This is a genomic window from Staphylococcus sp. FSL K6-0223, assembly GCF_038008285.1.
In genome coordinates this window covers 1-23,259 of sequence record NZ_JBBOYX010000004.1, presented here as the reverse complement: position 1 = coordinate 23,259, position 23,259 = coordinate 1, and the positions used below count along the sequence as shown (strand labels likewise).

The following is a 23,259-nucleotide window of genomic DNA, read 5'->3' as shown; positions in this document are numbered from 1 at the left end:
ATGGTGATCGAGGTAAAAATTATCCTACTAAAAATGATTTTATGGAAAATGGGCATACACTTTTTTTAAGTGCAGCAAATGTAACTTAACAAGGCTTTTCTTTAAATCAAAGTCAATATATTACTAAAGAAAAATCAAACTCTATGGGGAAAGGAAAATTAAATATAAATGATGTAGTACTGACTACAAGAGGATCTATTGGAAATGTTTTTCTGTATAATGAGAAAATTACTAAGAAAAAACCATTTGTAAGAATTAACTCAGGTATGCTAATTCTTAGAACAGAAGACTATATTAAGTCGTTTTTTATAACAAAATATTTAGCTTCACCATTAGGAAAAAAACAAATTGATTTACTTAGCTTTGGTTCTGCACAACCACAATTAACTAAGAAAGATATAGAACTATATAAAATAAAACTTCCTGTAAGACAAGAACAAAAACAAATCAGTTTATTCTTAAAAAAATAGATAAAATAATTGAAAAACAATCTTCTAAAGTCGAATTATTAAAACAACGTAAACAAGGCTTATTACAAAAGATGTTTGTGTAATTCTGATAAATACCTATTATGTAAAGTAAAAAAAGAGAGCGTATTTGCTCTCTTTTCTTGTTTTGTTATTAAAAAGCTCATAATAGATTATGATCATCTGTTTTGGGACGCTGTGAGAGGCTCTCAGTTTCATCGAAGTAAAGTTTATTAAACCAAATCATTATCGTGTTTAATTCTGTAAATTGTCTGCCTTGTTATATTTACTTCTTTCGCAATTTTACTAATTGCTTGGCCTTCTTTTAACATTTCCACCACGCGATGATAAATAACACGTTTCTGTGGGTCTTTAGCATTCGCTGAATAAAGTAACGGACGCCCTTTATATACACCTTTTTCTTTAGCTACTTGAATACCTTGCGCTTGTCGACGTTTATTTTCATTTCGTTCTTGTTCTGAAACCATTGCTAATATTTGTATGATTAAATCTTTCATAAACTTATCTAATAAAGGATTGCCAATGACTTCATTCATCATAGGTAAACTAGTAATCATCAATTGAACTTCTTTATCCTTTAAATAATTAACTGTGTTAATCACTTCATCATAATTACGACCTAAGCGATCAATCGATTCTACTACAAATCTATCGCCCATTCTCACAAAGTTAAGTGCTTCTTGAAATACGGGTCTATTTTCTACTGACTTTCCCGACTGTTTCTCTGTAAATATTTTCTCTACGCCAAATGTTTTCAAATTATCTATCTGTCTCTCTAAATTTTGATCTATCGAAGATACTCTTGCATAACCTATAATCATTCACTTTCACTCCAAAATTAATATACACCCTAATCATACGTTCAAGTTACTATAAATTCAATAACTTATTTTGTGTGATTAGGGTGTACCTTAATTAATCAAAATTATTATTTAACATTTTATAATTTTTCGTCATTCCAACCAAGAAAACCATCTTTAACTTTTATTGTAAACTTTCCACTCCAAAAAGTGCTAACTTCATAATAGAAAATTCCTCCACTTTCCCGAATGAATGTGATATCATTTCCATATTTTCTGATAACATAATTATCTGCATCTGTTCTTTTAGACATTCAAAACCACTCCTTTAATTTATTAAACTAGATTTTTAATCATCTAACCAAAGATTAAATGTAAGATGTTTTTTACAATTATCAAACTAACTATAATAACAATAGCGCTGGATACTTTATTTAAGATTATTATATATTTTCCAGTCTGATCTATGGAGCCTAAAATTTTCCCTAATATAGCTAATAAAATAAACCATATCCATGAAATAATAATAGTAGAAATACTAAATAATAATTTTTCTATACCTAAATAAACAGAAGCACTTGTGCCAATTACTCCTACTGTGTCCATAATTGCATGGGGATTTAATAGGGATACAGATAAAGCAAAACCAATTTGCTTTTTAGCACTCATAGAGTCATGATTTTCTAAATTATTTGGTTTCTCATTCCATAAAGACCAAGCCATATATAATAAGAATAGAAGGCCTATAATATATATAACTAATTGCAAAATAGGTAGAGACATTAAAATTAATGAAACCCCTAAAACTGCAATGGTTATTAATAATGTATCGCATAGTCCAGCTGTAATAATGACTGGTAAAGTTTTTACAAATTTCTTTTGATTAGCACCTTGATTAAATACAAAGACATTTTGCGCTCCTAATGGAAGAATTAGACCTAATGCTAATAAAACACCATGTGCAATTGGTTGTAACATAATATTAACTCTCTTTCATTTTATTATTGGGTGTACAAATGTCTTTTACTACACTATAAAACCCAGGTAGTGTAGTCTTAAAAAATCCAGTACAATGGTGTGCTTCTTTATATTTCTTATCTTTCATCAAAATAGTATGTGCTTTCTTTAAATTATAATGAGGAATAGCTGGGAATAAATGATGAACCAAATGATAGTTATCATGATGTGGATGAAATAAAAATATTGTCCAAGGCATACCAAATGTGTTTCTGCTTGCTGTTAATTCAGTATCATTATTTAATCCAGAATGCTCTGCCATCTCTGCCCAATAACGAATAATTTGAAACGTTGTAAGAAGTGGCACGAACCAAAAAATAATAAGGTATAACCAGAAGTTAAATACTATAGACGTCAATATCAAAACTATCCACAGAATATTTCTAGTCCAAAACTCTGACTTAGGTATGTCCTTACTATAAAGATTAGCTGATACCGTACCTAGTATATACTTAGGTACATGAAAAAGTAATAATACTTTTATAATGTGATCTGCTACAAATTTTTTTGTATCTTCTTGTGGCTTATCTAGCCCAACAATACGGTATCTTTTTGTATCAGGATCATTATTCTCATCCCATAAATTTCTATGATGTTGAAAATGAGAATTGCAGTATGTAGTAAAGCTTGTAAAAATAGGGAATGCTACTAATATACAAGCAATCCACTTATTAAAAAATTTATTCGTAAATAACGAACGATGGCATGCTTCATGCATTAAATTATCAAAAGCTCGCATTCGACTTCCAATTAAAATAATACTAAGTAGATAAACAAATATATTTCCTGTAGTTATACTTAAATAAGAACTTCCAAAAATAACCAACCAATCAAAAAGTAAAGCAAAAATGTTATGATAGTTATCTTTTTTCATCAAAGGTTTCAATTCTTTTTTGATTTCCTTAGAAAAAACTGCCTTTTTTAATTTTTGTGACATCATAATCCCCTCCTGTGGATTATATGTTATAATAATCTGAAATTTAAAAAAACTACCAGATTAAATATAAAATTCCAACCAGTTTCAAGGAGAAGAGGCATGGGAAATTTTCAATATAAAACGATAATAGATGATATTATTAATAAAATTAACAATGGCGAGCTATCATCAGGAGATAAATTACCATCTCAAAGAGAAATTTCTCAATATTATAATGTGAATAGATCTACAGTTATACAGTCACTAGATATTTTGAAAAGCTATGGTATTTTAGAAACCATTGAAAAAAAAGGCATTTATGTATCTCAATATAAATGGAATGCTTATATTACAAGTAATATTAATTGGCAAAATTATATAGGGAATAGTATGTCTAAAAACAATCAATATTATATTCAAAGAATCAACGAACTAGAATTCAATTCTAATATTATACGTCTAGGTACTGGTGAGTTATCACCCAAGTTAATCCCAAATAATTTATTCAAAGAAATAATAGCAAACAGTATTGATGAATCTATTCAAACAAACTACGAGGAGCCAAAAGGGAAATTAGATCTTAGATTAGAAATAGTACGGTATATGAAAAAAAGAGGGGTTATTTGTGACGTTGATAATATATGCATAACTTCAGGCGCCGTTCAAGGATTAAAACTAATAGCTGATGGGTTATTAGTTCCTCAATCTAAAATTATTATTGAGATACCTTCATATATTAATTCTATACGTACTTGGCATAATATCAGATCTAAAATGATCCCTTTATCAATTAACTATATAAAGAGAAATATTAATAATATATTTAAAATAAGTAGTAACTACAAAAACAGTATATTTTATTGTGTACCTACCTTACATAATCCTACTCAAAATACTTACACTAAAGAAGAAAAACAAAAAATTATAGATCAATGTCAAAAAAATGGAATACCTATTGTTGAAGATAGCATATATTCTGATTTATGGTTTAATACTGAAAAACAAGTTCCAATGAAGTCTTTGAAAAACAGTGATAATGTCTTATATTTAGGTAGTTTATCTAAGACAGTTAGTCCTGGTCTGCGTATTGGATGGATAGTAGCTGATAAAAATGTAATTAACCACTTATCTGATTTAAAAATGCAAAATGATTATGGTGCTAGTTCTATATCACAGTATATTGCTACAAAATGGCTAAATACTTATCATGAAAAGCATATAGATAAATTAAAAGTAGAATTAATAGAACGGAAAAATTTATTTATAGAAGCTTTAAAAAAACACCTATCTATATACGGTAGTTGGAACGACCCTGATGGTTCTTTTTATATTTGGTTTAAATTTTCTATTTCAATAAACGTAAAAACTTTGTTTAATGAATCTATAAAAGAAAATATACTTATACAACCTGGAGAAATATATGATTCTAACTACAAAAATTACATTCGATTTTCTTACTCATACATTGATGAAAGTGATATTGATAGAAGTTTAAAAAAATTAAGTAGTATTATTAAAAAAATTCGGAATTGATTCCTAAGAGCTTTATTTATTTTGCATTCCTCTGCTCACCAGTGTTATAATTTAGGCAACGAAAATAAGTATTCACTTATACACCAATCCCCCCACTACTCGCAATAGTGAGGGGATTTTTGTTGGTGTGGCTATATGTCACCTATTTTTATTGCGTTTACTTAGCCAATGAGTAAAAAACGCAATGGCACAGCCACTGATGACTGGTGCTATGATGTGAACGAAAATAAGCATCACTCTATACACCTCCTCTCTACGTCAAATTGACGCCTGAGGGATAGGCGACCTATATATTATATCATCTCCGAATATACGATGAGAGTTAACTTCCGATAAGTCATTTATGTTAACTAAAAAAGACTCTAGTTCAATTTGATATGTATTAGAGTCTTTTTGTTAGTTAGTCATTTAATTCTACTGATTTTATTTTTGGTTTCTCTTGTAGTAATGCATACTTAATTTTTACAGTTAAAGTCGCTGGTTTGTCATTAATGTTCACTTGATAATAACCTATATGACCGCTACCTTGATTATCTGATTGTCCGTTAATAGAAACTTTATTTTGGCTTTTTAGAAATTGATAAGTTTTATTATCTTTAGCAATTTCTTTTAAGTTTTTAGTATCTTTATTTTTAATAGAGGTATTTAATTGTTTTTCACTGGAATACATAACCCATTTATCAAAAAATAAGAAATTTAGAATCATGTAACAAATTGCTATTACTATAATTATAAGAGGAATATAAATTAGCTTTTTCAAAGTTAATCACCTTTTTAAAATTATTTATAATTCATGATAACGCATAAATATATGAAACTGCTATATAAGGTAATAAAGTATAAATTTAGATAGTAGTTTTGAAGAGAGAGGTTAGCTTACTCAAAAAATAATAAAACATAAAAATTAAATAAGTATTCACAATCTCTACAAATCATTCTTATATCTTAGTGATAATATAATAATTGAATATATTATCTATAGGAGTGATTTGGATGAGTAATTCTAAAAAAGTAGCTGTTGTTACTGGAGCGGCTCAAGGTATTGGTTTGAAAATTGCTGAACGTTTATTTAAAGATGGATTTAATTTAGCCATAGTTGATTACAATGAAGAAGGTGCTAAAAGTGTTGCGTCATCTTTAACGAATAATGAACAAGAGGCCATTGCTTTTAAAGCTGATGTTTCTAATCGTGATGAAGTCTTTTCAGTATTAAGAAAAGTGGTTGAGCATTTCGGAGAGTTTAATGTATTAGTTAACAATGCAGGTTTAGGTCCAATGACGCCAATTGATACAGTGACACCTGAACAATTTGATCAGGTTATTGGAGTCAATCTAGGTGGCGTATTCTGGGGAATACAAGCTGCATTAGAACAATTTAATAAACTAGGTCATGGCGGTAAAATTATTAATGCTACATCTCAAGCCGGTGTAGAGGGTAATGCGGGATTATCTTTATATAGTAGTACTAAATTTGCTGTTAGAGGTTTAACACAAGTTGCTGCACGTGATTTAGCTGATAAAGGTATTACAGTTAATGCGTATGCACCTGGTATTGTTGAAACACCAATGATGGAAGGTATTGCAATAAAATTAGCTAAAGAGAACAATCAACCCGAAGAGTGGGGTTGGAAACAGTTCACTGATCAAATCACTTTAAAACGTCTTTCAAAACCGGAAGATGTAGCTAATGTCGTAAGTTTCTTAGCAAGTAGTGATTCAGATTATATTACAGGACAAACTATCATTGTTGATGGTGGTATGAGATTCCATTAATAAAAAATAAAAACGTTTATGCATACATCTGTTTGCATAAACGTTTTTTTATTACTCGTGTTTATTTTGTGTGCTGTTGTTATTATTTTGTTGGTTACTTGGTTTGTTTTCAGAGTTTTGTGAGCTAGATTGCTGGTTGTTAGGTTTCTCTGATGTTGATGGTTGTGTAGAGTTCTGACTATTTTGTTGTGAATGGTTATTGTAGTTATTATTGTTCGTGTTATTTTGCATACTTGGTTTGTAGTTGTTCTTAGATGGTTTATCTTTAGTTTCGTTTGTGTTGGTTTGTTGTTTATCGTTTTGATACTGATTATTGCTAGGTTGCTTAGTTGTGTTGTTGGATTGATTAATATTAGAGTTTCCGTTATATGTGCCAGATGCTGGTTCTGATTGCGCATTTTCTTGGCTTTGGTTAGCGTTATTATTTCCATTATATTGATCGCTGTCTTGATTAGATTTATTTTTCTTCTTATGTTTCTCTTCAGTTTTTTGATTGTCTTTATTTGAGTCAGTATTAGAAGATTTGCTTTCATGCGTCATTGCTGCATAAATTGAGAAGCTTAATGCAGCGACAAGAAGGATCACTACGATGCTTGCTAATATCTTTTTCAAATGGTTGTCCTCCGTCCTAATTAAATTTTTCTGTATTCTATTATAATCGTTTTCGGGTCATAAGTAGAACTATTTTGAAACAATAAGTTACGTATATCATACCAATTATTTTTGAAAATATAAAAAATTACAAGAATGTAATAAAAAACATTAAAGAAAAATTTGCACTTTATGTAATCGCATTGTAATATTGTAATTGAATCGTAATATCCCATCTTTGTTGTACATAAATAGCGATTCCAATAAAAATAGAGGAGAGATCCATTTATGAACAGAACTACAAAAGTAATCTTATCGTCAATGTTAGCAGCCGGAACAGTATTTGGAGTTGGCCTTTCAACAGATACGCCACCAGTGAATCAAGCCCATGCAGCAACAGCACCTTACTACTCATTTACAGGATATGCTGGTAATCACGCCTCATTTGTTTTAAACCAACTATTTATTAATTCGTTAAAGTATGACACTTTTAGAATGAATGGAATAAAAATTCCTTACACAACTGGTAAAAATCATGTGAACAAATATAAAGGCATGGTTAAGAAATATGACCAAAGCTTTAGTGGAGTTAATACTAAGAAAACGAGAGCAGGTAGCGTAGAGTTTAAAGTTACAAGTCATCTATCTGTGAAACAACTTAAAGAAGCTTATGGTAAAGGTTTGAGAGCTTTACCTAACAAGCACAAAGGCACTAAAACGTATGCTTATAGCCCAGGAAATAAACACTATGGTATATCATTTACTACTAAGAATAATAAAGTAACTAAAATTACAATCGGAACACTAGGTGTGACTGGAGAAAAATTTTAGCTAATCATTTACTAATACGTAATGAACAAGCAACATTAAATATAGAAAAGAGATAGCTTATCATGAGAAAACTAACTAAAGTCTTTGTAGCATCAACTATCGCAATGGGAACATTAGTAGGAGTGGGTGTTTCTACGGCTTCACCAGTTAATGGCATTGCTCAAGCTACAAACTCACATTACTATACGTATCAAGGTTACGTTAAAGGAAATGGATCATTCTTAATTAAAGAGCAATTTATTAAAGCCGTTAAGAGTAATAATGTGACATTTAATGGAATTAAATTGACACATTCGACTGGTACTAAAATGGTCGATAAGTATGATCAACATTTCGAAGGTGTCGCAAATGATGGGATTAAGGCTAAACAAGTCCAATTTACTGTGACTAAAGATTTAACCTTAAATCAGCTGAAAAAAGCTTATGGCAAAGATTTAATTAAGAAAAGTCATAATAAAAACAAGGATGGCGGTATTTTTTGTTATACACCTTCAGGTAAAGGTTTAGGTGTATTGTTTGTAGTAGATAATAGTCGTGTCGTAGCAGTGACGATTGGCTACTCACTTTCTACACCAAGTAAATAAGATTTATAGGTGGAGGCTGTAACATAAATAATTGTCTCAACCTTAATTAACATATTGGCAATAGATATCTGAATTGGAAGTGCACTTATGCTAAGCTTCTTTCAATCTTAGTCATCCTTGCCGGAGTGGTACAGAGAAATTAATTTTGACAAATTATATTTCTGTGCCACTCTTTTTTTATTTAGTGGAGAAATATTTATTCAAATCTATAAAATTAGAGTAGGGAAAACTGATATGATGAATAGAGAGACACTGATAAAGGTCAATGATGATGACATCCTCCCCTTATTAAAGTGCACCAGCGCTAAAGAATTTTAATTTTCTTATACGTAATTTAAGTTGTATCAATGAAATATTTAAATTTGATAAAGTTCACTTTCTGTCGGAAAATTAATTTTCAAGGGGAGAGGGTATAGAAGTCATGGAAAGGTGGTAATCATTCATGAGTGTATTAACAAATGAAGAGAGAGTCAAAATTCTATCGGATATCGTCGCAATTAAAACAGTGAACGACAATGAATTGGAAGTAGCGAAATACTTACAAAAGTGGTTCGACAAGTATGGAATTGAATCAGAATTAGATGAAGTTTCAGAAGGACGTGCCAATTTAATTGCCACTGTTGGTTCAGGTCAACCTGTCATCGGTATTTCAGGTCACATGGATGTGGTTGCAGAAGGAAATCATGATGACTGGACATATGATCCATTTGAATTGACTGAAGATAATGGTTACTTATATGGACGCGGTGCTGCTGATATGAAATCAGGTTTAGCAGCATTAGCCATTGCGTTAATTGAAATTAAAGAAAGTAACCAGTTAAATAAAGGTACAATTAAATTTATGGCGACTGTTGGTGAAGAAATGGAACAAGCAGGTTCTTCACAATTATATGAAAAAGGCTATGCGGACGATTTAGACGCGTTACTTATCGCAGAACCGTCTTATCCAAGTTTAGTCTATGCGCATAAAGGTTCTATGGATTTCCGAATCACTTCTAAAGGTAGATCTTCACATAGTTCAATGCCATTCTTAGGTGAAAATGCGATTAAACCACTACTCGAATTTATTCAAAATATTGATAAAGAATATGAAGAACTTACGCAAACTGTTAAAGGTGAGTCTTTAGACTACAGTAATATGATGAATAAGTTAGCAGGTCAATTACCTGAAAATGTCACTAAAGAACAGGCTAAAGATTTAATTGAAGGTTTAGTCATGACAAATAGTATCTTTAACGGTGGTTCACAAGTCAATTCTGTACCGGATAGTGCGACTGCTGAATTTAACGTGCGTACTATACCAGAATATAATAATGACAAAGTTAAAGAATTATTTAATAAATATTTAAAACAAGCTAACGAAAATGGTTCAAGTTTATCTCAAGAAATCTATCTTGATTTAGCGCCTGTTGTAACAACTGGTAAAAATAGATTGGTAGAACTTGGCCATGAGAAAGCACAAGCACATTTCCCTAATGAGGAAGGTTTAATTATTACGCCGACTGTTGCGGTTACAGATGCGTCTAACTTACTTCGTGGTAAAGATGAGCACTTTCCATTCTTAATGTTCGGCCCTGGTATTGGACCTCACCAAGTTGACGAATGTGTTGAAAAACAAAATTATCTTGATTTTGTTGATTATTATATCGATTTCTTAACGTCATTTACTGATGAATTTTAAGTATTAATTATATAAGGTGAATGCCCATCTCGCTGGAAAAAGTGAGATGGGCTTTTTTGTGGATTTTTGATTGAATGATTATTTTTAGTGAGTTCGTAGGCTTCTATTCATGGGGGTCATTTTTTATATATAAAGATGAAATATGATAATTATATATAAATTAGGGAATATATATTAATGTATAGGACATCTGGGGGGATGAAAATGGACTTAAACAAATTAATTACTCTAATCGAAAATAAAAAGCACAATGAGTTATATAGGATGTTTTCTAAAAGTTTTAAGCGCTCTATTAGTAAACGCGTGTTAAAGGAAACACTAGATCTATATATGAAATATGCCAAGAAACATACTTTGTATGTGGATATAGGCAATGAAAAGAGTGGCGAAAAAATCTGGCTAGATGAATACCAAAATTATGGTATTTTCGTGTTATTGGAAAATGATGTTATTTATAGTTTAATACTGAAACCCCTCTATTATTTTAAAGATAAATGGACGAAACAGACTTATGATCTTCCTATTAAAGATGAATGGTTAATATATTGGGGTGGAGATAACGAATTATTTAATTATCACTATAACTACGAAACGCAACGCTATGCATATGATTTAGTGAAACTAGTCAATGGTAAAACGATGTATGATGGTGGTCAATTTTGTTCAAATTATTATAGTTTTGGGGCGAATGTGGTTGCACCGATTTATGGAGAGGTTGTTAAAGTTGTGAACCATATTAATGATAATACGCCTGGAAACACAAATGAAAGTGAGCCATATGGAAATTATGTAATGCTGAAGCATGGCGATCATGAGTATAGTGTTCTTGCCCATTTAAAGAAGCATTCGATTACTGTACATGAAGGGGATCTAATTTATGCGCAAGAAGTGGTTGGCCAGTGTGGCAATTCAGGAAACTCTACCGAACCTCATTTACACTTTCAAGTTATGAATGCCCCTGATTTAGAAAATGGTCAATCATTGAAGATTCAATTTAAATATTATAATAATCCTATTAAAGGTGAAATATTAAAAAATGATTGATGGAAATTACTCGATTGAATGTCGAGTAATTTTTTTATATTCCAAAACCCTTGATATCAAAGGTATTACGCACAATACGCTTTCGCTTAATTTTATTATGCATAATATAATTATTAATTTTATTGCAGTTCAATTAATAAAAATAAATAAATAAAGTTTATCAAAGTTTAAATACTAACATAAGTTTTTGGCATAATGAACATATTATTTATACAAATAATTTATAAATGAAAAGTATGTGAATAAAATGCAGTTTCCATTTACTTAACAGAAAATTAAAATTACGATGGCACCGTAAGTTGCTTTTTCAAAAATTTATAGGAGGTTACGAGATGAAAAATTTTTCAAAATATGCACTTACAAGTATCGCAGCACTTACGGTCGCAAGTCCCTTTGTCACTATGGATGGCCATGCTAAAGACAAGTCAGTAAAACAAGACATTGATGCAAAGGTTACTCAACAGACTGACGCACCAAAAGCGCTTAAAGCATTACCTGGTTCAGAAAATGTTAAGAACCATTATAAAGACTATGTTGTCACTGATGTAAAAAAAGACAACAAAGGATTTACGCACTACACTTTACAACCTAAGTTAGGTAACGTCTTTGCTCCTGATGAGGAGGTTAAAGTACATGTGAATACTGAAGGTAAAGTTGTATTAATTAACGGTGACACTGATGCGAAGAAGGTGAGACCAGCTAATGAGGTGTCGATCAACAAAGAACAAGCATCTAAAAAAGCGTTTGAAGCGGTTAATCTTAATCCTAAAAAAGCGAAAAATATGAAAGAAGACGCCGTCAAAACAAATAAAGTAGAAATCGATGGTAAAACAAATAAGTATGTTTACAATGTAGAATTGATTACTACAACACCTAAAATTTCACATTGGAATATCAAAGTTGATGCAGAAACAGGCCAAGTTGTCGATAAACTTAATCTCATCAAAGAAGCAGCGACGACAGGTACAGGTAAAGGTGTACTTGGTGATACAAAACAAATCAATATCAATAGTGTAAATGAAGGATATGCGTTACAAGATTTAACGCATCAAGGACAATTAGCAGCTTACAATTATAGTGATAACACTGGCCAACATTCGCTCATCAAAGATAACGATAAAAACTTCACAGATGATAATCAACGTGCTGGTGTTGACGCTAATTACTACGCTAAACAAGTGTATGACTACTATAAAGATACTTTCGGTCGTGAATCATATGATGATAGAGGAAGTTCAATTATCTCTCTAGCACACGTAAACAAATTCCAAGGTTCTGATAATAGAAATAATGCCGCATGGATTGGCGATAAGATGATATATGGTGATGGAGACGGACGAACATTTACAGCACTATCTGGTGCAAATGACGTTGTAGCTCATGAAATCACGCATGGTGTAACCCAAGAAACAGCGAATCTTAATTATCGCAATCAATCAGGAGCTTTAAATGAAAGTTTCTCAGATGTCTTCGGTTACTTTGTCGATGATGAAGATTTCTTAATGGGTGAAGATGTATATACACCAGGACAAAATGGAGATGCACTAAGAAGTATGTCCAATCCAGAACGATTTGGTCAACCATCTCACATGGATGATTACGTAAATACGCAATCAGACAATGGTGGTGTACACACTAACTCCGGAATTCCTAACAAAGCAGCTTACAATACAATACGTAGTATTGGAAAGGGTAAAGCACAACAAATTTACTACAGAGCGCTCACAGAATATTTAAGTTCAAATTCAAACTTTAGTGATGCTAAAGAAGCACTGTATCAATCAGCTTTAGATTTATATGATAAAAACACAGCTAACCAAGTAGCAGATGCATGGGACGACGTTGGTGTATAAATAATTGAGCTTTAAATCATTTAAATCAGCCATAAACAATCTATCAACGAACATAATCAACGCCTTAATAAACAAGAATTAATGTTAAACACTTACAAATATTAAACGCCTTAATAAATGATGATCAAACAATGTTTGGCTTCATGTAGCCCTTACTCTAACAGTAGAGTAGGGGCTTTAAAATGTTCTTAGGGAGGAGACTGCGGGTTGTCTAGCCGAAGTGAGACGGCAGTCTATTTATTGAAACTATTAATAGATATTCTTAACTCTACCTAACCTTTTTATTCTATCTTATAAATGTTATAAAGAGTGAAAGAGACAATACAAATGAGGGATTATAAACATGAATGATCCAATGAAAGATTTTAATTTAAGAGACGTTATAGGAATATTGATTATGGGATTCGTTAGTTTTTTTAAGTTGCCTTTACTAAGTGTCGTATTATTAGCATTGCTTATGATTATTGTGACATCTTTTATAAATGAAAGATTATGCTCTAAAAGCAAAATTACTAGGAGAGAAGAGGATGAAAAAGATAAAACAACTTGAAGTTATTGATATTCTGTTAATCATTATTAGTTTATTAGTCGTTTTAATTGGAGTTTTGCAGATATTTAATTTAATACACGTATCGCCAATCATTACGTTAATACTTCCTATAATCATCGTCGTTCTTATTCTTTTTAAGTCTCTGGCAGAACATAAACATTCCAAATAGAAAATAAAGTGTTAGGAGATAAGAAGTGCGTAAATTATTAAAGAAGTTAACTAAAAAAGATTTCGTATTGATTGTCATTTTATTTATAGTTGCAGTGATGTGCTTCTTAAATACCTTTGACATAGTAAAGCTGTCAGAAAGTCAATCTAATTATGTTGCCACTATTTTTACCATTATCGTTTTTATTAGTTTAATTCGAATAAATAAGAAAGATAAACACGATCAATGATAGAAAGTTTTAGGAGTTGATTGAGGTTGAATAAATCTGAGCAAGGTCTGAATATTATAGATTTCATTTTATTTACACCACTAATCATTATTTTCTTCATTAATATTTTAATATTCACTCATTTGATTCACGTACCTGCATTTTATTCTAACTTATTATCAATCATTAATTCGGCTTTATTAATGATTGGATGGATTAGAATGATTTATAAAGATAAGACATCTTAGACATTGTACAAATGATTGTTCAATGTCAGTTATACATTAAAGTGATGTATGGTACTACCTGTGTTACTCAATATTTGTCACAAAATTTTACATACTTTCTCATATATTTTTAACATTAGAATGATAAATTATTATTAAATAAAAAGAATTATTAAAGTTTAAATGAATTTAAATTAGATTTAGTGAGGAGTTTATCATTTAATGAAAAAGAGTAAACGTCAGGATTTAGTAACCATGATTGTTAAACAAAATCACATCTATAAAAAAGCAGATATCATTGATTATATTGATGATCACTTTGGCATTCGTTATAGTATGACAACCATTGCGAGAGACTTGAGAGAACTTAATATTTTTCGTCTGCCAGCTGAGAGCAAACAATTTGAATACAAAATTTTAAATAATCAATCGCAAATCGACGCTAAAATTAAGCTAGATGATTATTTAGAAACAGAAATCATTAGTACCGTGATTAAAGAATCATATATACTTATAAAGACGTCACCAGGATTTGCGCAAAGTATCAATTATTATATTGACCAATTACAACTTAAAGAGATTGTTGGTACTATAAGTGGCAACGACACTATTATGATACTTACTCATTCTAAAGCAATGGCTGAATATGTGTATTACAAAATATTCAATCATAATTATTCATAATCTCTCATATCTGAATAATGAATCGAAAGGCCTGGTAAACGTATTGCATACGTTTGCTAGGTCTTTTATATTACTAAAGTTATTAATTCACATATTGACTAACTATTCATTTAAGTGAATAAAAAACTTTTTATCGAAACATTCATTATTTCATATTAGCTGAATATTCATTTTCCATACGAAATAACAATACAAAAATGTATAAACAATCATATAAATGTATTGAATAACCAAATTGTACAAAACTTTCTACATTGAACTTGTGAATATAATCACATAAATGTATGTGAAATCACTATATACTCATGTTGAAGTTACAGAAAAGGAGGAAATGAATATGGCAGATGGACCCATTCAAGTAAACAGTGAAATTGGTAAACTTAAAACCGTTTTACTTAAACGTCCAGGTAAAGAGTTAGAAAATTTAGTTCCAGATTATTTAGGTGGTTTACTATTTGACGATATTCCTTATTTGGAGGTTGCTCAACAAGAGCACGATCGGTTCGCCAAAGTGTTACAAGATGAAGGAGTAGAAGTACTATACTTAGAGAAACTTGCTGCAGAAAGCATTGAAGATTCAGATATTAGAGAACAATTCATCAATGATGTGTTAGCAGAATCTCGTAAAACAATTCTTGGTCATGAGAAAGAAATAAAAAAATTATTCTCAACATTATCTAATCAAGAGTTAATTGATAAAGTTATGGCTGGTGTGCGTAAAGAAGAGATAAAATTAGAATCTACGCATTTAGTTGAGTATATGGATGACAAGTATCCATTCTATTTAGACCCAATGCCTAACTTATACTTCACTCGTGACCCACAAGCATCAATAGGTCGAGGTATGACAGTGAATCGTATGTTTTGGAGAGCTAGACGTAGAGAATCAATCTTCATTTCATACATTTTAAAACATCATCCTCGCTTCAAAGATGCGGATGTTCCGGTATGGTTAGACCGTGATTGTCCTTTCAACATTGAAGGTGGGGACGAACTTGTACTTTCTAAAGAAGTACTAGCAATTGGAATATCAGAACGTACGTCAGCTCAAGCTATCGAACGCTTAGCACGACGTATATTTAAAGATCCGTTATCCACTTTTAAAAAGGTAGTAGCAATTGAGATTCCAACTAGCCGTACATTTATGCACTTAGATACAGTTTGTACAATGATTGATTATGATAAGTTCACAACTCACTCTGCAATCCTTAAAGCTGAAGGTAATATGAACATTTTCATTATTGAAAATGATGAAGCTAGTGATGACATCAAAATCACTCATTCAAGTCACCTTAAACGAACATTGGAGGAAGTACTTGGTGTTGATAATATCGAGTTAATCCCAACTGGTAATGGTGATGTGATTGATGGTGCACGTGAACAATGGAATGATGGTTCAAACACATTATGTATCCGTCCAGGTGTAGTAGTCACATATGATCGTAACTATGTATCAAATGATTTGTTAAGAAAACGCGGTATTAAAGTAATTGAAATTCCTGGAAGCGAACTTGTTCGCGGACGTGGTGGCCCAAGATGTATGAGTCAACCATTATTCAGAGAAGATTTATAGAATCGTATTCAAAAACCTGTTATAGTGTATATGAAATCGCTTTCAATTTAAAAACTTATCATATTAAGTTTTGAAGGCGCTGATGATTTACACTGCGACTAATTAGATGAAAGGGGCGTATACTATGGAAAAAATCCGGAAACCATTTGACTTAAAAGGAAGATCACTACTTAAAGAATGTGATTTTACCAAAGAAGAATTTGAAGGTTTAATAGATTTTGCCATGACGTTAAAAACGTATAAACAACAAGGCACACCGCATCGTTATTTAGAAGGTAAAAACATTGCATTACTTTTTGAAAAAACGTCTACACGTACGCGTGCTGCATTCACAGTCGCATCTATTGATTTAGGTGCACATCCTGAATTTTTAGGAAAAAATGATATACAATTAGGAAAAAAAGAATCTGTTGAAGACACTGCGAAAGTATTAGGCAGAATGTTTGATGGTATAGAGTTTAGAGGTTTCTCACAAGAGAAAGTAGAACAACTTGCAGAATTCTCTGGTGTACCAGTTTGGAACGGATTAACAGATGATTGGCATCCAACACAAATGTTGGCAGACTTTATGACAGTAAAAGAAAACTTCGAACATCTTGAAGGCATTAATTTGACTTATGTCGGTGATGGACGTAATAACATGGCACATTCATTAATGGTAGCTGGTGCGATGCTTGGTGTAAATATTAGAATTTGTACACCACAAGCACTAAGTCCTAAAGATGCTTATGTAGAAATAGCTAGAGATTGTGGCTCTAAATATGGTGGTTCCGTGTTAGTCACTGATAAGATCGAAGAAGCAGTTAAAGATGCCGATGTTATTTATACAGATGTATGGGTATCTATGGGCGAAGAAAGTGAGTTTGAAGAACGCATTAATTTATTGAAGGACTATCAGGTCAATAAAGCGATGTTCGAATTAACTGGTAAAGACAGTACAATCTTCTTACATTGTTTACCAGCATTTCACGATACACAAACAGAATACGGTCAAGATATATATGATAAATATGGCCTCAGTGAAATGGAAGTTACTGATGAAATCTTTAGAAGTGAGCACTCTAAAGTATTTGATCAAGCCGAAAATCGCATGCACACAATTAAAGCTGTTATGGCTGCTACACTAGGCTAGATTAAATCTACACAACATCATGAGGAACTATAGACTTACAACATACAAAACAAATTGAGCCACTCCAAGTGTATGAAGTCAAATGAGTGATTGAGTTCATCATATTCGAGCAGTGATGAATCAAGATTAAACGTTCATCATCATTAAGTCGTTACGAATTGACCGTTATCAATCCGTCCGTAGTCACATGTTTACTAACCCATTTAATGTAACGGTCGTAACTATCTTTCACACCTTTCCACAACACCCACTCTCGCATACTGACTTAATGAAAGGATATGAATGAAAGAAAATACACTATTGGTTTCAGCACAATGATAACAATTAGAGGGAAAAGTAAGTCTATAGTTTCCTACTTCTAAAGGAGAAATGAATATGAGCGAACAAGGAGAAAATAAGTTAAGTCGATCATCATTGATAGGTCTTGTAATAGGATCAATGATAGGTGGCGGTGCATTCAATCTCATGTCTGATATGGGAGGACAAGCTGGTGGTTTAGCCATTATTATAGGATGGGTTATCACAGCCATAGGCATGATTTCATTAGCATTCGTTTTCCAAAACCTTACAAATGAACGACCGGATCTTGATGGCGGTATATACAGTTATGCCCAAGCTGGTTTTGGCGATTTTATCGGCTTTGCAAGTGCATGGGGATATTGGTTCTCTGCATTTTTAGGGAACGTCGCGTACGCAACATTACTAATGTCTTCCGTCGGTAACTTTTTCCCAATTTTTAAAGGTGGTAACACATTCCCAAGTATACTCGTTGCTTCAATTTTATTATGGGGTGTTCACTTTTTAATACTTAAAGGGGTAGAAACTGCGGCGTTTATTAATAGTATTGTTACGGTTGCCAAGTTAATACCTATTTTATTAGTCATTATATGCATGTTAGTTGCCTTTAATTTTGAAACTTTTAAAGAAGGATTCTTCGGAATGAATGCACATGGTGCACTACCATTTAACTTTGGAGACACAATGTCTCAAGTGAAAAGTACAATGCTCGTCACTGTATGGGTATTTATCGGTATAGAAGGTGCTGTCGTCTTTTCAAGTCGTGCCAAACGTAAGAAAGATGTAGGTACTGCAACAGTAATAGGATTAATTTCAGTGTTACTCATCTATTTCTTATTAACTGTATTAGCACAAGGTGTCATCATTCAAAACCATATCTCTCAATTAAACGCACCATCTATGGCACATGTCCTTGCTTACATCGTAGGAGATTGGGGTTCAACACTTGTAAACATTGGACTAATTATCTCAGTTTTAGGTGCATGGTTAGGTTGGACACTACTTGCCGGAGAGTTGCCTTTTATCGTTGCGAAAGATGGATTATTCCCGAAATGGTTCGCTAAGGAAAATGAAAACGGCGCACCAGTCAATGCATTATTAATCACTAACATATTAGTTCAAATTTTCTTGATTAGTATGTTGTTCACTGACAGCGCGTACCAATTTGCATTTTCATTAGCATCTAGTGCCATTTTATACCCATATATGTTCAGTGCCTTTTACCAAGTTAAGTACACTATTGAACATAAACAACACGCGACACCTAAACAATGGACTATAGGTATACTCGCCTCACTATACGCAGTATGGCTGGTCTATGCTGCAGGATTTGATTATTTATTATTAACAATGTTGCTTTACATTCCTGGTCTTATCGTTTATTCAATCGTTCAAAAAAATAACCAAACACGCTTAACACGCATTGACTATATCTTCTTCGCTATCATTATCATTCTATCTATTGTCGGACTTATACGACTATGTAGTGGCGCGATTAACGTGTTCTAGAAAAAGGAGCGAACTGTTATGGATAAAAAAATTGTCATCGCATTAGGTGGTAATGCGATTCAGACGTCTGAAGGTTCAGCAGAAGCACAACGACGGGCTATTCGTATGACTATGCAAACACTTAAACCACTATTTCAATCCGATAATGATATTGTCATTTCGCATGGTAATGGTCCTCAAATAGGTAATTTATTGATTCAACAATCTCAATCTGATAGTGAACAAACGCCCGCTATGCCACTTGATGTATGTGGGTCTATGACACAAGGTATGATAGGCTACTGGTTAGAAACAGAAATTAACCGTGTACTATCTGAGATTGGCAGTGACAGAGCTGTCGGTACTATTATTACTCGTGTAGAAGTCGATAAAGATGATCCGAGATTTGATCGACCAACTAAACCGATTGGTCCATTTTACACTGAAGAAGAGATGCAAGAATTGAAAGAAGCGCAACCTGAGGCTATCTATAAAGCAGACTCAGCTGGTCGTGGTTATAGAAAGGTTGTCGCATCACCTTTACCAATTTCAATACTTGAACATAAATTGATAAGTACACTTGTTGAACAAAAAAATATCATCATTGCATGTGGTGGTGGCGGTGTACCTGTTATTAAGAAAGATAATACTTATGAAGGTGTTGACGCCGTCATTGATAAAGACTTCGCTAGCGAGAAGTTAGCTGCCTTAATTGATGCGGATACGCTGATGATTTTAACCAATGTAGAGCACGTGTATATAAATTTTAAAGAACCTAATGAAGAAAAGTTAACAGATATTGATGTTGAAACTTTGAAAAGTTACGCGAAAGAGGGTAAATTCGCTGAAGGATCAATGCTACCTAAGATAGAAGCGGCGATTGATTTCGTTGAAAGTGGGGAGCATAAAGAAGCGATCATCACTAATTTGGAAAATGCTTATCAAGCGTTCGACAAGCAAGCAGGTACACATATTCATAAATAATGAATGATTATGCTATTGGAGATTTAAGAACGATGGCCCCCTAATCAAAAATATAACATCTTTGAAGCGGTTCTTCTTTGACACTTACCCCGTTAACAACTTGCAAAAGATGTTTGGTTGTTCCTCTATCCAATAGCTTAGGTAGTAAGGAGTTTATGTTATGGCTGGAAATCAAATGTTTTGTAGAGAAAATGAACTTGATGAAAGTTTTAAACAATTAGCGTCATATATTCATATACCTGTAGGTGTCTTACTTCCATTTAAAAGCCAATGCTTTGTGAGACATTATAGTAAGGGTCAGGTTATTTACTTTTCGTCAGATGAAACGACGCATATCTATTTATTAATAGAAGGGAATATAATGAGAGAAAACTTTAATCTTAATGGTGATGTGTATCGTTATTTAAATAGAGAAAAAGTGTTATTTCCCTTAAACAATTTATTTCAAGATAAGGCGCCAAATGAAATGTGCACCGCATTGACGAATTGCGAAGTGATTGGCATACCTAAAGATTTAATTGAATATCTTTGTAAAAATCATGAAGATATCTTTGTAAGGTTATTTGAATTGTTGAGTGCAACACAATGCCAACACATTGAATATAATATGGCGTTAACCAGCAAGCTTGCGAAAGAACGCGTAACAAAGATATTACGCTATCTTTGCCAAACAGTTGGTTATGATAATGATGAATTTTATGAAATTAAGCAATTCATGACGATACAACTGTTGAGCGATATGGCCGGTATATCTAGAGAAACCACAGGTCATATCATTAATGAACTTCGAGAGGATAAAGTTCTATTCAAAAGTAATAAAAACTGGTTAATCAGCAAAGATTTATAATGACACTTAAAAAATTTAATATTTCATAATTACTTTAGAGCGTTAGTTAAATGATATTCATATGAATTATTTAACTAACGCTTTTTGTTTTCTTAAAAAATTTACTAATATAAAAATAATACGTTGAAACGCTAAATATTCTGAAATAAAATTGAAATTCAAAAAATAACACCAAAAACAAATTTCATATATTTTGTGAATTATTAATAACATTTTAATTAACTCTTTTATATAAAAAGAAATTGTAGTATTATATTCTTTGTGATTATATAAATCACAAAATTTTTTTAGGGAGAGAAGTAATTTGAGAAAAAGAATGGATTTCGTGCCTAACAGGCACAATAAGTATGCCATTAGAAGATTTACAGTAGGAACGGCATCAATATTAGTTGGTGCAACATTAATATTCGGAGTGAATCATGAAGCTAAAGCGGCTGAGACTTCAACTGAATTAACTCAGGCGCAAGCGGATGAAGATTGTTCGGGTATTACTGATCAAGCCCAGCAAGAAGAAATGTTAACAGAAACTCAAAACACACAAAACGACTATAACGAGCAACAACCAACTCAGCAAATAGACAACGATTGTATTATTGATGAAGTTCCTATGAACGAAGTTGAATATAGTGATGATGCATCATCCAAAGCCCAAGAAGAAGATGCTACATCATTAGAAAATGTTTCAACAGATATTAACACACGTAATACGGAGAATGAATCAGTTGACGCCCAATCAACTGATAACTGCATTGCAAATGAACAAACTTTTGACAACGAATCAGTGCAAGAACAAACAGATAACCAAGTGAACAACGACAATAACATAGATGAATTACAAAAAGCCCAAGAATATGAAACTCAAGAAGAAAATAATGATGCAAATCAATCATTGTCAGAATCAGCAGACTGTGAAAATGGTATTCAAGCAGGTTCTAACAATTACGATATAGAAGCAATAAGTGGTGTTTCCGAAAATAATAATGATAATTTAGATAATTCATCTGATGTCTCAGCTAATGGAGACGCTGTTGAAAATGTTTCAGCTTTAGATAGCAACTCAGATTGCGATTTATACGCGGATCGTAGCTTAGACTATGATACTGATTCAACAAGTTATGATTACAACACAGATACTGGTTACGACACAAACAGTGAATATAATACTGATTGTGATTACAACACAGATAGTGATTACAACTCAGACTGTGATTATAGCTCAGATAGTGATTCAGGCTTAGATTATGATTCAGATTCAAGCTATGATTCAGATTCAAGCTACGATTCAGACGCAAGCTATGATTCAGATTCAAGCTACGATTCAGACGCAAGCTATGATTCAGACACAGACTGTGATTACAACTCAGACTGTGATTCAGACTCAAGTTATGATTCAGACACAGACTATGATTCTGATTCAGATTCAGATAGTGATTTAGATTCAGATAGCGACTCAGATTCAGACAGCGACTCAGATTCAGACTGTGGTTCGGATTCAGACTGTGACTCAGACTCAGACAGCGATTCAGACTCAGATAGCGACTCAGACTCAGATAGCGACTCAGACTCAGATAGTGACTCAGATTCAGACAGCGATTCAGACTCAGATAGTGACTCAGACTCAGATTCAGACTGTGGTTCGGATTCAGACTGTGACTCAGACTCAGATAGTGACTCAGATTCAGACAGCGACTCAGATTCGGATAGCGACTCAGATTCAGACAGCGATTCAGACTCAGATAGTGACTCAGACTCAGATAGTGACTCAGAGTCAGATTGTGATTCAGACTCGGATTGTGACTCAGACTCAGATAGTGACTCAGATTCAGACAGCGACTCAGATTCAGATAGCGACTCAGATTCAGATAGCGACTCAGACTCAGATAGTGATTCAGACTCAGATAGCGATTCAGACTCAGACAGTGACTCAGATTCAGACAGCGATTCAGACTGTGACTCAGATTCAGATAGCGATTCAGACTCAGACAGCGA

Annotated in this window: 25 protein-coding genes; 18 read left to right on the top strand and 7 right to left on the bottom strand. The window is 32.5% G+C overall.

From position 1 onward, the window contains the following. Nucleotides 1-143: 143 nt before the first annotated feature. Nucleotides 144-470 (top strand): restriction endonuclease subunit S, encoded by a 327-nt coding sequence (locus MHI13_RS20995; protein ID WP_340761955.1) that lies wholly within the window; start codon nt 144-146, stop codon nt 468-470. Between the two features lie 230 nt (nt 471-700). Here MHI13_RS20995 and MHI13_RS20990 read toward each other — a convergent pair whose 3' ends face one another. The 4 genes from MHI13_RS20990 to MHI13_RS20975 form a co-directional block, all read right to left on the bottom strand. Continuing rightward, on the bottom strand, nt 701-1,309 hold the full coding sequence (locus MHI13_RS20990; RefSeq protein WP_060545605.1) for a recombinase family protein: 609 nt from the start codon (nt 1,307-1,309) through the stop codon (nt 701-703). A gap of 119 nt (nt 1,310-1,428) precedes the next feature. Beyond that, nucleotides 1,429-1,602, bottom strand: a complete 174-nt coding sequence (locus tag MHI13_RS20985) for a hypothetical protein (protein ID WP_002436251.1) — start codon at nt 1,600-1,602, stop codon at nt 1,429-1,431. Between the two features lie 43 nt (nt 1,603-1,645). Beyond that, nucleotides 1,646-2,266, bottom strand: coding sequence for a LysE/ArgO family amino acid transporter (locus MHI13_RS20980; protein ID WP_002436218.1), 621 nt, complete (start codon nt 2,264-2,266; stop codon nt 1,646-1,648). A 4-nt stretch (nt 2,267-2,270) separates the two neighbouring features. Continuing rightward, nucleotides 2,271-3,242: a fatty acid desaturase family protein gene (locus tag MHI13_RS20975; protein WP_176605632.1), complete on the bottom strand. Its 972-nt coding sequence runs from the start codon at nt 3,240-3,242 to the stop codon at nt 2,271-2,273. A 99-nt stretch (nt 3,243-3,341) separates the two neighbouring features. Between MHI13_RS20975 and MHI13_RS20970 the strand changes: the two genes are divergently transcribed. Then, nucleotides 3,342-4,754: an aminotransferase-like domain-containing protein gene (locus MHI13_RS20970; RefSeq protein WP_064210813.1), complete on the top strand. Its 1,413-nt coding sequence runs from the start codon at nt 3,342-3,344 to the stop codon at nt 4,752-4,754. Nucleotides 4,755-4,892: 138 nt separating this feature from the next. On the opposite strand, the gene MHI13_RS20965 is transcribed toward MHI13_RS20970, so the two are convergent. Both MHI13_RS20965 and MHI13_RS20960 read right to left on the bottom strand, forming a co-directional pair. Next, nucleotides 4,893-4,991 (bottom strand): type I toxin-antitoxin system Fst family toxin, encoded by a 99-nt coding sequence (locus MHI13_RS20965; protein WP_121909925.1) that lies wholly within the window; start codon nt 4,989-4,991, stop codon nt 4,893-4,895. A gap of 163 nt (nt 4,992-5,154) precedes the next feature. Continuing rightward, nucleotides 5,155-5,514, bottom strand: a complete 360-nt coding sequence (locus tag MHI13_RS20960) for a hypothetical protein (protein ID WP_037579077.1) — start codon at nt 5,512-5,514, stop codon at nt 5,155-5,157. Between the two features lie 233 nt (nt 5,515-5,747). Between MHI13_RS20960 and MHI13_RS20955 the strand changes: the two genes are divergently transcribed. Continuing rightward, nucleotides 5,748-6,527 (top strand): (S)-acetoin forming diacetyl reductase, encoded by a 780-nt coding sequence (locus tag MHI13_RS20955; RefSeq protein WP_064210812.1) that lies wholly within the window; start codon nt 5,748-5,750, stop codon nt 6,525-6,527. A 51-nt stretch (nt 6,528-6,578) separates the two neighbouring features. Here the strand turns inward: MHI13_RS20955 and MHI13_RS20950 are convergent, their stop codons facing one another. Further along, nucleotides 6,579-7,139, bottom strand: a complete 561-nt coding sequence (locus MHI13_RS20950; RefSeq protein ID WP_064210811.1) for a hypothetical protein — start codon at nt 7,137-7,139, stop codon at nt 6,579-6,581. Nucleotides 7,140-7,406: 267 nt separating this feature from the next. Between MHI13_RS20950 and isaB (MHI13_RS20945) the strand changes: the two genes are divergently transcribed. The 15 genes from isaB (MHI13_RS20945) to MHI13_RS23510 form a co-directional block, all read left to right on the top strand. Continuing rightward, complete coding sequence (isaB, locus tag MHI13_RS20945) at nt 7,407-7,949, top strand: immunodominant staphylococcal antigen IsaB family protein (protein WP_064210810.1); 543 nt, start codon at nt 7,407-7,409, stop codon at nt 7,947-7,949. A 62-nt stretch (nt 7,950-8,011) separates the two neighbouring features. Then, a complete protein-coding gene (gene isaB / locus MHI13_RS20940; RefSeq protein ID WP_002436274.1) occupies nt 8,012-8,533 on the top strand; it encodes an immunodominant staphylococcal antigen IsaB family protein in 522 nt (173 codons plus the stop codon). Nucleotides 8,534-8,975: 442 nt separating this feature from the next. Further along, complete coding sequence (locus MHI13_RS20935) at nt 8,976-10,214, top strand: ArgE/DapE family deacylase (protein WP_002436237.1); 1,239 nt, start codon at nt 8,976-8,978, stop codon at nt 10,212-10,214. A gap of 204 nt (nt 10,215-10,418) precedes the next feature. Further along, nucleotides 10,419-11,258, top strand: coding sequence for a M23 family metallopeptidase (locus MHI13_RS20930; RefSeq protein ID WP_002436267.1), 840 nt, complete (start codon nt 10,419-10,421; stop codon nt 11,256-11,258). A gap of 332 nt (nt 11,259-11,590) precedes the next feature. Then, a complete protein-coding gene (locus tag MHI13_RS20925) occupies nt 11,591-13,111 on the top strand; it encodes a M4 family metallopeptidase (RefSeq protein ID WP_340761950.1) in 1,521 nt (506 codons plus the stop codon). 343 nt (nt 13,112-13,454) lie between these two features. After that, nucleotides 13,455-13,661: a hypothetical protein gene (locus tag MHI13_RS20920; protein WP_002436188.1), complete on the top strand. Its 207-nt coding sequence runs from the start codon at nt 13,455-13,457 to the stop codon at nt 13,659-13,661. Between the two features lie 194 nt (nt 13,662-13,855). Beyond that, complete coding sequence (locus MHI13_RS20915) at nt 13,856-14,059, top strand: hypothetical protein (RefSeq protein WP_002436270.1); 204 nt, start codon at nt 13,856-13,858, stop codon at nt 14,057-14,059. Nucleotides 14,060-14,085: 26 nt separating this feature from the next. Beyond that, nucleotides 14,086-14,286: a hypothetical protein gene (locus MHI13_RS20910; RefSeq protein ID WP_064210808.1), complete on the top strand. Its 201-nt coding sequence runs from the start codon at nt 14,086-14,088 to the stop codon at nt 14,284-14,286. A gap of 201 nt (nt 14,287-14,487) precedes the next feature. Then, nucleotides 14,488-14,949 (top strand): arginine repressor, encoded by a 462-nt coding sequence (locus MHI13_RS20905; RefSeq protein ID WP_002436164.1) that lies wholly within the window; start codon nt 14,488-14,490, stop codon nt 14,947-14,949. A gap of 337 nt (nt 14,950-15,286) precedes the next feature. Beyond that, entirely contained in the window at nt 15,287-16,522 is a 1,236-nt protein-coding gene (arcA, locus tag MHI13_RS20900) for an arginine deiminase (protein ID WP_002436265.1), read from the top strand. A gap of 124 nt (nt 16,523-16,646) precedes the next feature. Next, a complete protein-coding gene (argF, locus tag MHI13_RS20895; RefSeq protein ID WP_002436235.1) occupies nt 16,647-17,654 on the top strand; it encodes an ornithine carbamoyltransferase in 1,008 nt (335 codons plus the stop codon). A 375-nt stretch (nt 17,655-18,029) separates the two neighbouring features. Further along, on the top strand, nt 18,030-19,460 hold the full coding sequence (gene arcD / locus MHI13_RS20890) for an arginine-ornithine antiporter (RefSeq protein WP_023351012.1): 1,431 nt from the start codon (nt 18,030-18,032) through the stop codon (nt 19,458-19,460). A gap of 18 nt (nt 19,461-19,478) precedes the next feature. Beyond that, entirely contained in the window at nt 19,479-20,423 is a 945-nt protein-coding gene (arcC, locus tag MHI13_RS20885; protein ID WP_002436220.1) for a carbamate kinase, read from the top strand. A 160-nt stretch (nt 20,424-20,583) separates the two neighbouring features. Continuing rightward, nucleotides 20,584-21,270, top strand: a complete 687-nt coding sequence (locus tag MHI13_RS20880; protein WP_023351014.1) for a Crp/Fnr family transcriptional regulator — start codon at nt 20,584-20,586, stop codon at nt 21,268-21,270. A 316-nt stretch (nt 21,271-21,586) separates the two neighbouring features. After that, nucleotides 21,587-23,259, top strand: a 1,673-nt coding sequence (locus MHI13_RS23510) for a YSIRK-type signal peptide-containing protein (protein WP_445684215.1), incomplete at its 3' end; no start/stop codon positions are given.

Coding starts and splice junctions, on each gene's coding strand:
- MHI13_RS20995 (WP_340761955.1), top strand. CDS start 144: ATGGGGAAAGGAAAATTAAATATAAATGATGTAGTACTGACTACAAGA.
- MHI13_RS20990 (WP_060545605.1), bottom strand. CDS start 1,309: ATGATTATAGGTTATGCAAGAGTATCTTCGATAGATCAAAATTTAGAG.
- MHI13_RS20985 (WP_002436251.1), bottom strand. CDS start 1,602: ATGTCTAAAAGAACAGATGCAGATAATTATGTTATCAGAAAATATGGA.
- MHI13_RS20980 (WP_002436218.1), bottom strand. CDS start 2,266: ATGTTACAACCAATTGCACATGGTGTTTTATTAGCATTAGGTCTAATT.
- MHI13_RS20975 (WP_176605632.1), bottom strand. CDS start 3,242: ATGTCACAAAAATTAAAAAAGGCAGTTTTTTCTAAGGAAATCAAAAAA.
- MHI13_RS20970 (WP_064210813.1), top strand. CDS start 3,342: ATGGGAAATTTTCAATATAAAACGATAATAGATGATATTATTAATAAA.
- MHI13_RS20955 (WP_064210812.1), top strand. CDS start 5,748: ATGAGTAATTCTAAAAAAGTAGCTGTTGTTACTGGAGCGGCTCAAGGT.
- isaB (WP_064210810.1), top strand. CDS start 7,407: ATGAACAGAACTACAAAAGTAATCTTATCGTCAATGTTAGCAGCCGGA.
- isaB (WP_002436274.1), top strand. CDS start 8,012: ATGAGAAAACTAACTAAAGTCTTTGTAGCATCAACTATCGCAATGGGA.
- MHI13_RS20935 (WP_002436237.1), top strand. CDS start 8,976: ATGAGTGTATTAACAAATGAAGAGAGAGTCAAAATTCTATCGGATATC.
- MHI13_RS20930 (WP_002436267.1), top strand. CDS start 10,419: ATGGACTTAAACAAATTAATTACTCTAATCGAAAATAAAAAGCACAAT.
- MHI13_RS20925 (WP_340761950.1), top strand. CDS start 11,591: ATGAAAAATTTTTCAAAATATGCACTTACAAGTATCGCAGCACTTACG.
- MHI13_RS20920 (WP_002436188.1), top strand. CDS start 13,455: ATGAATGATCCAATGAAAGATTTTAATTTAAGAGACGTTATAGGAATA.
- MHI13_RS20905 (WP_002436164.1), top strand. CDS start 14,488: ATGAAAAAGAGTAAACGTCAGGATTTAGTAACCATGATTGTTAAACAA.
- arcA (WP_002436265.1), top strand. CDS start 15,287: ATGGCAGATGGACCCATTCAAGTAAACAGTGAAATTGGTAAACTTAAA.
- argF (WP_002436235.1), top strand. CDS start 16,647: ATGGAAAAAATCCGGAAACCATTTGACTTAAAAGGAAGATCACTACTT.
- arcD (WP_023351012.1), top strand. CDS start 18,030: ATGAGCGAACAAGGAGAAAATAAGTTAAGTCGATCATCATTGATAGGT.
- arcC (WP_002436220.1), top strand. CDS start 19,479: ATGGATAAAAAAATTGTCATCGCATTAGGTGGTAATGCGATTCAGACG.
- MHI13_RS20880 (WP_023351014.1), top strand. CDS start 20,584: ATGGCTGGAAATCAAATGTTTTGTAGAGAAAATGAACTTGATGAAAGT.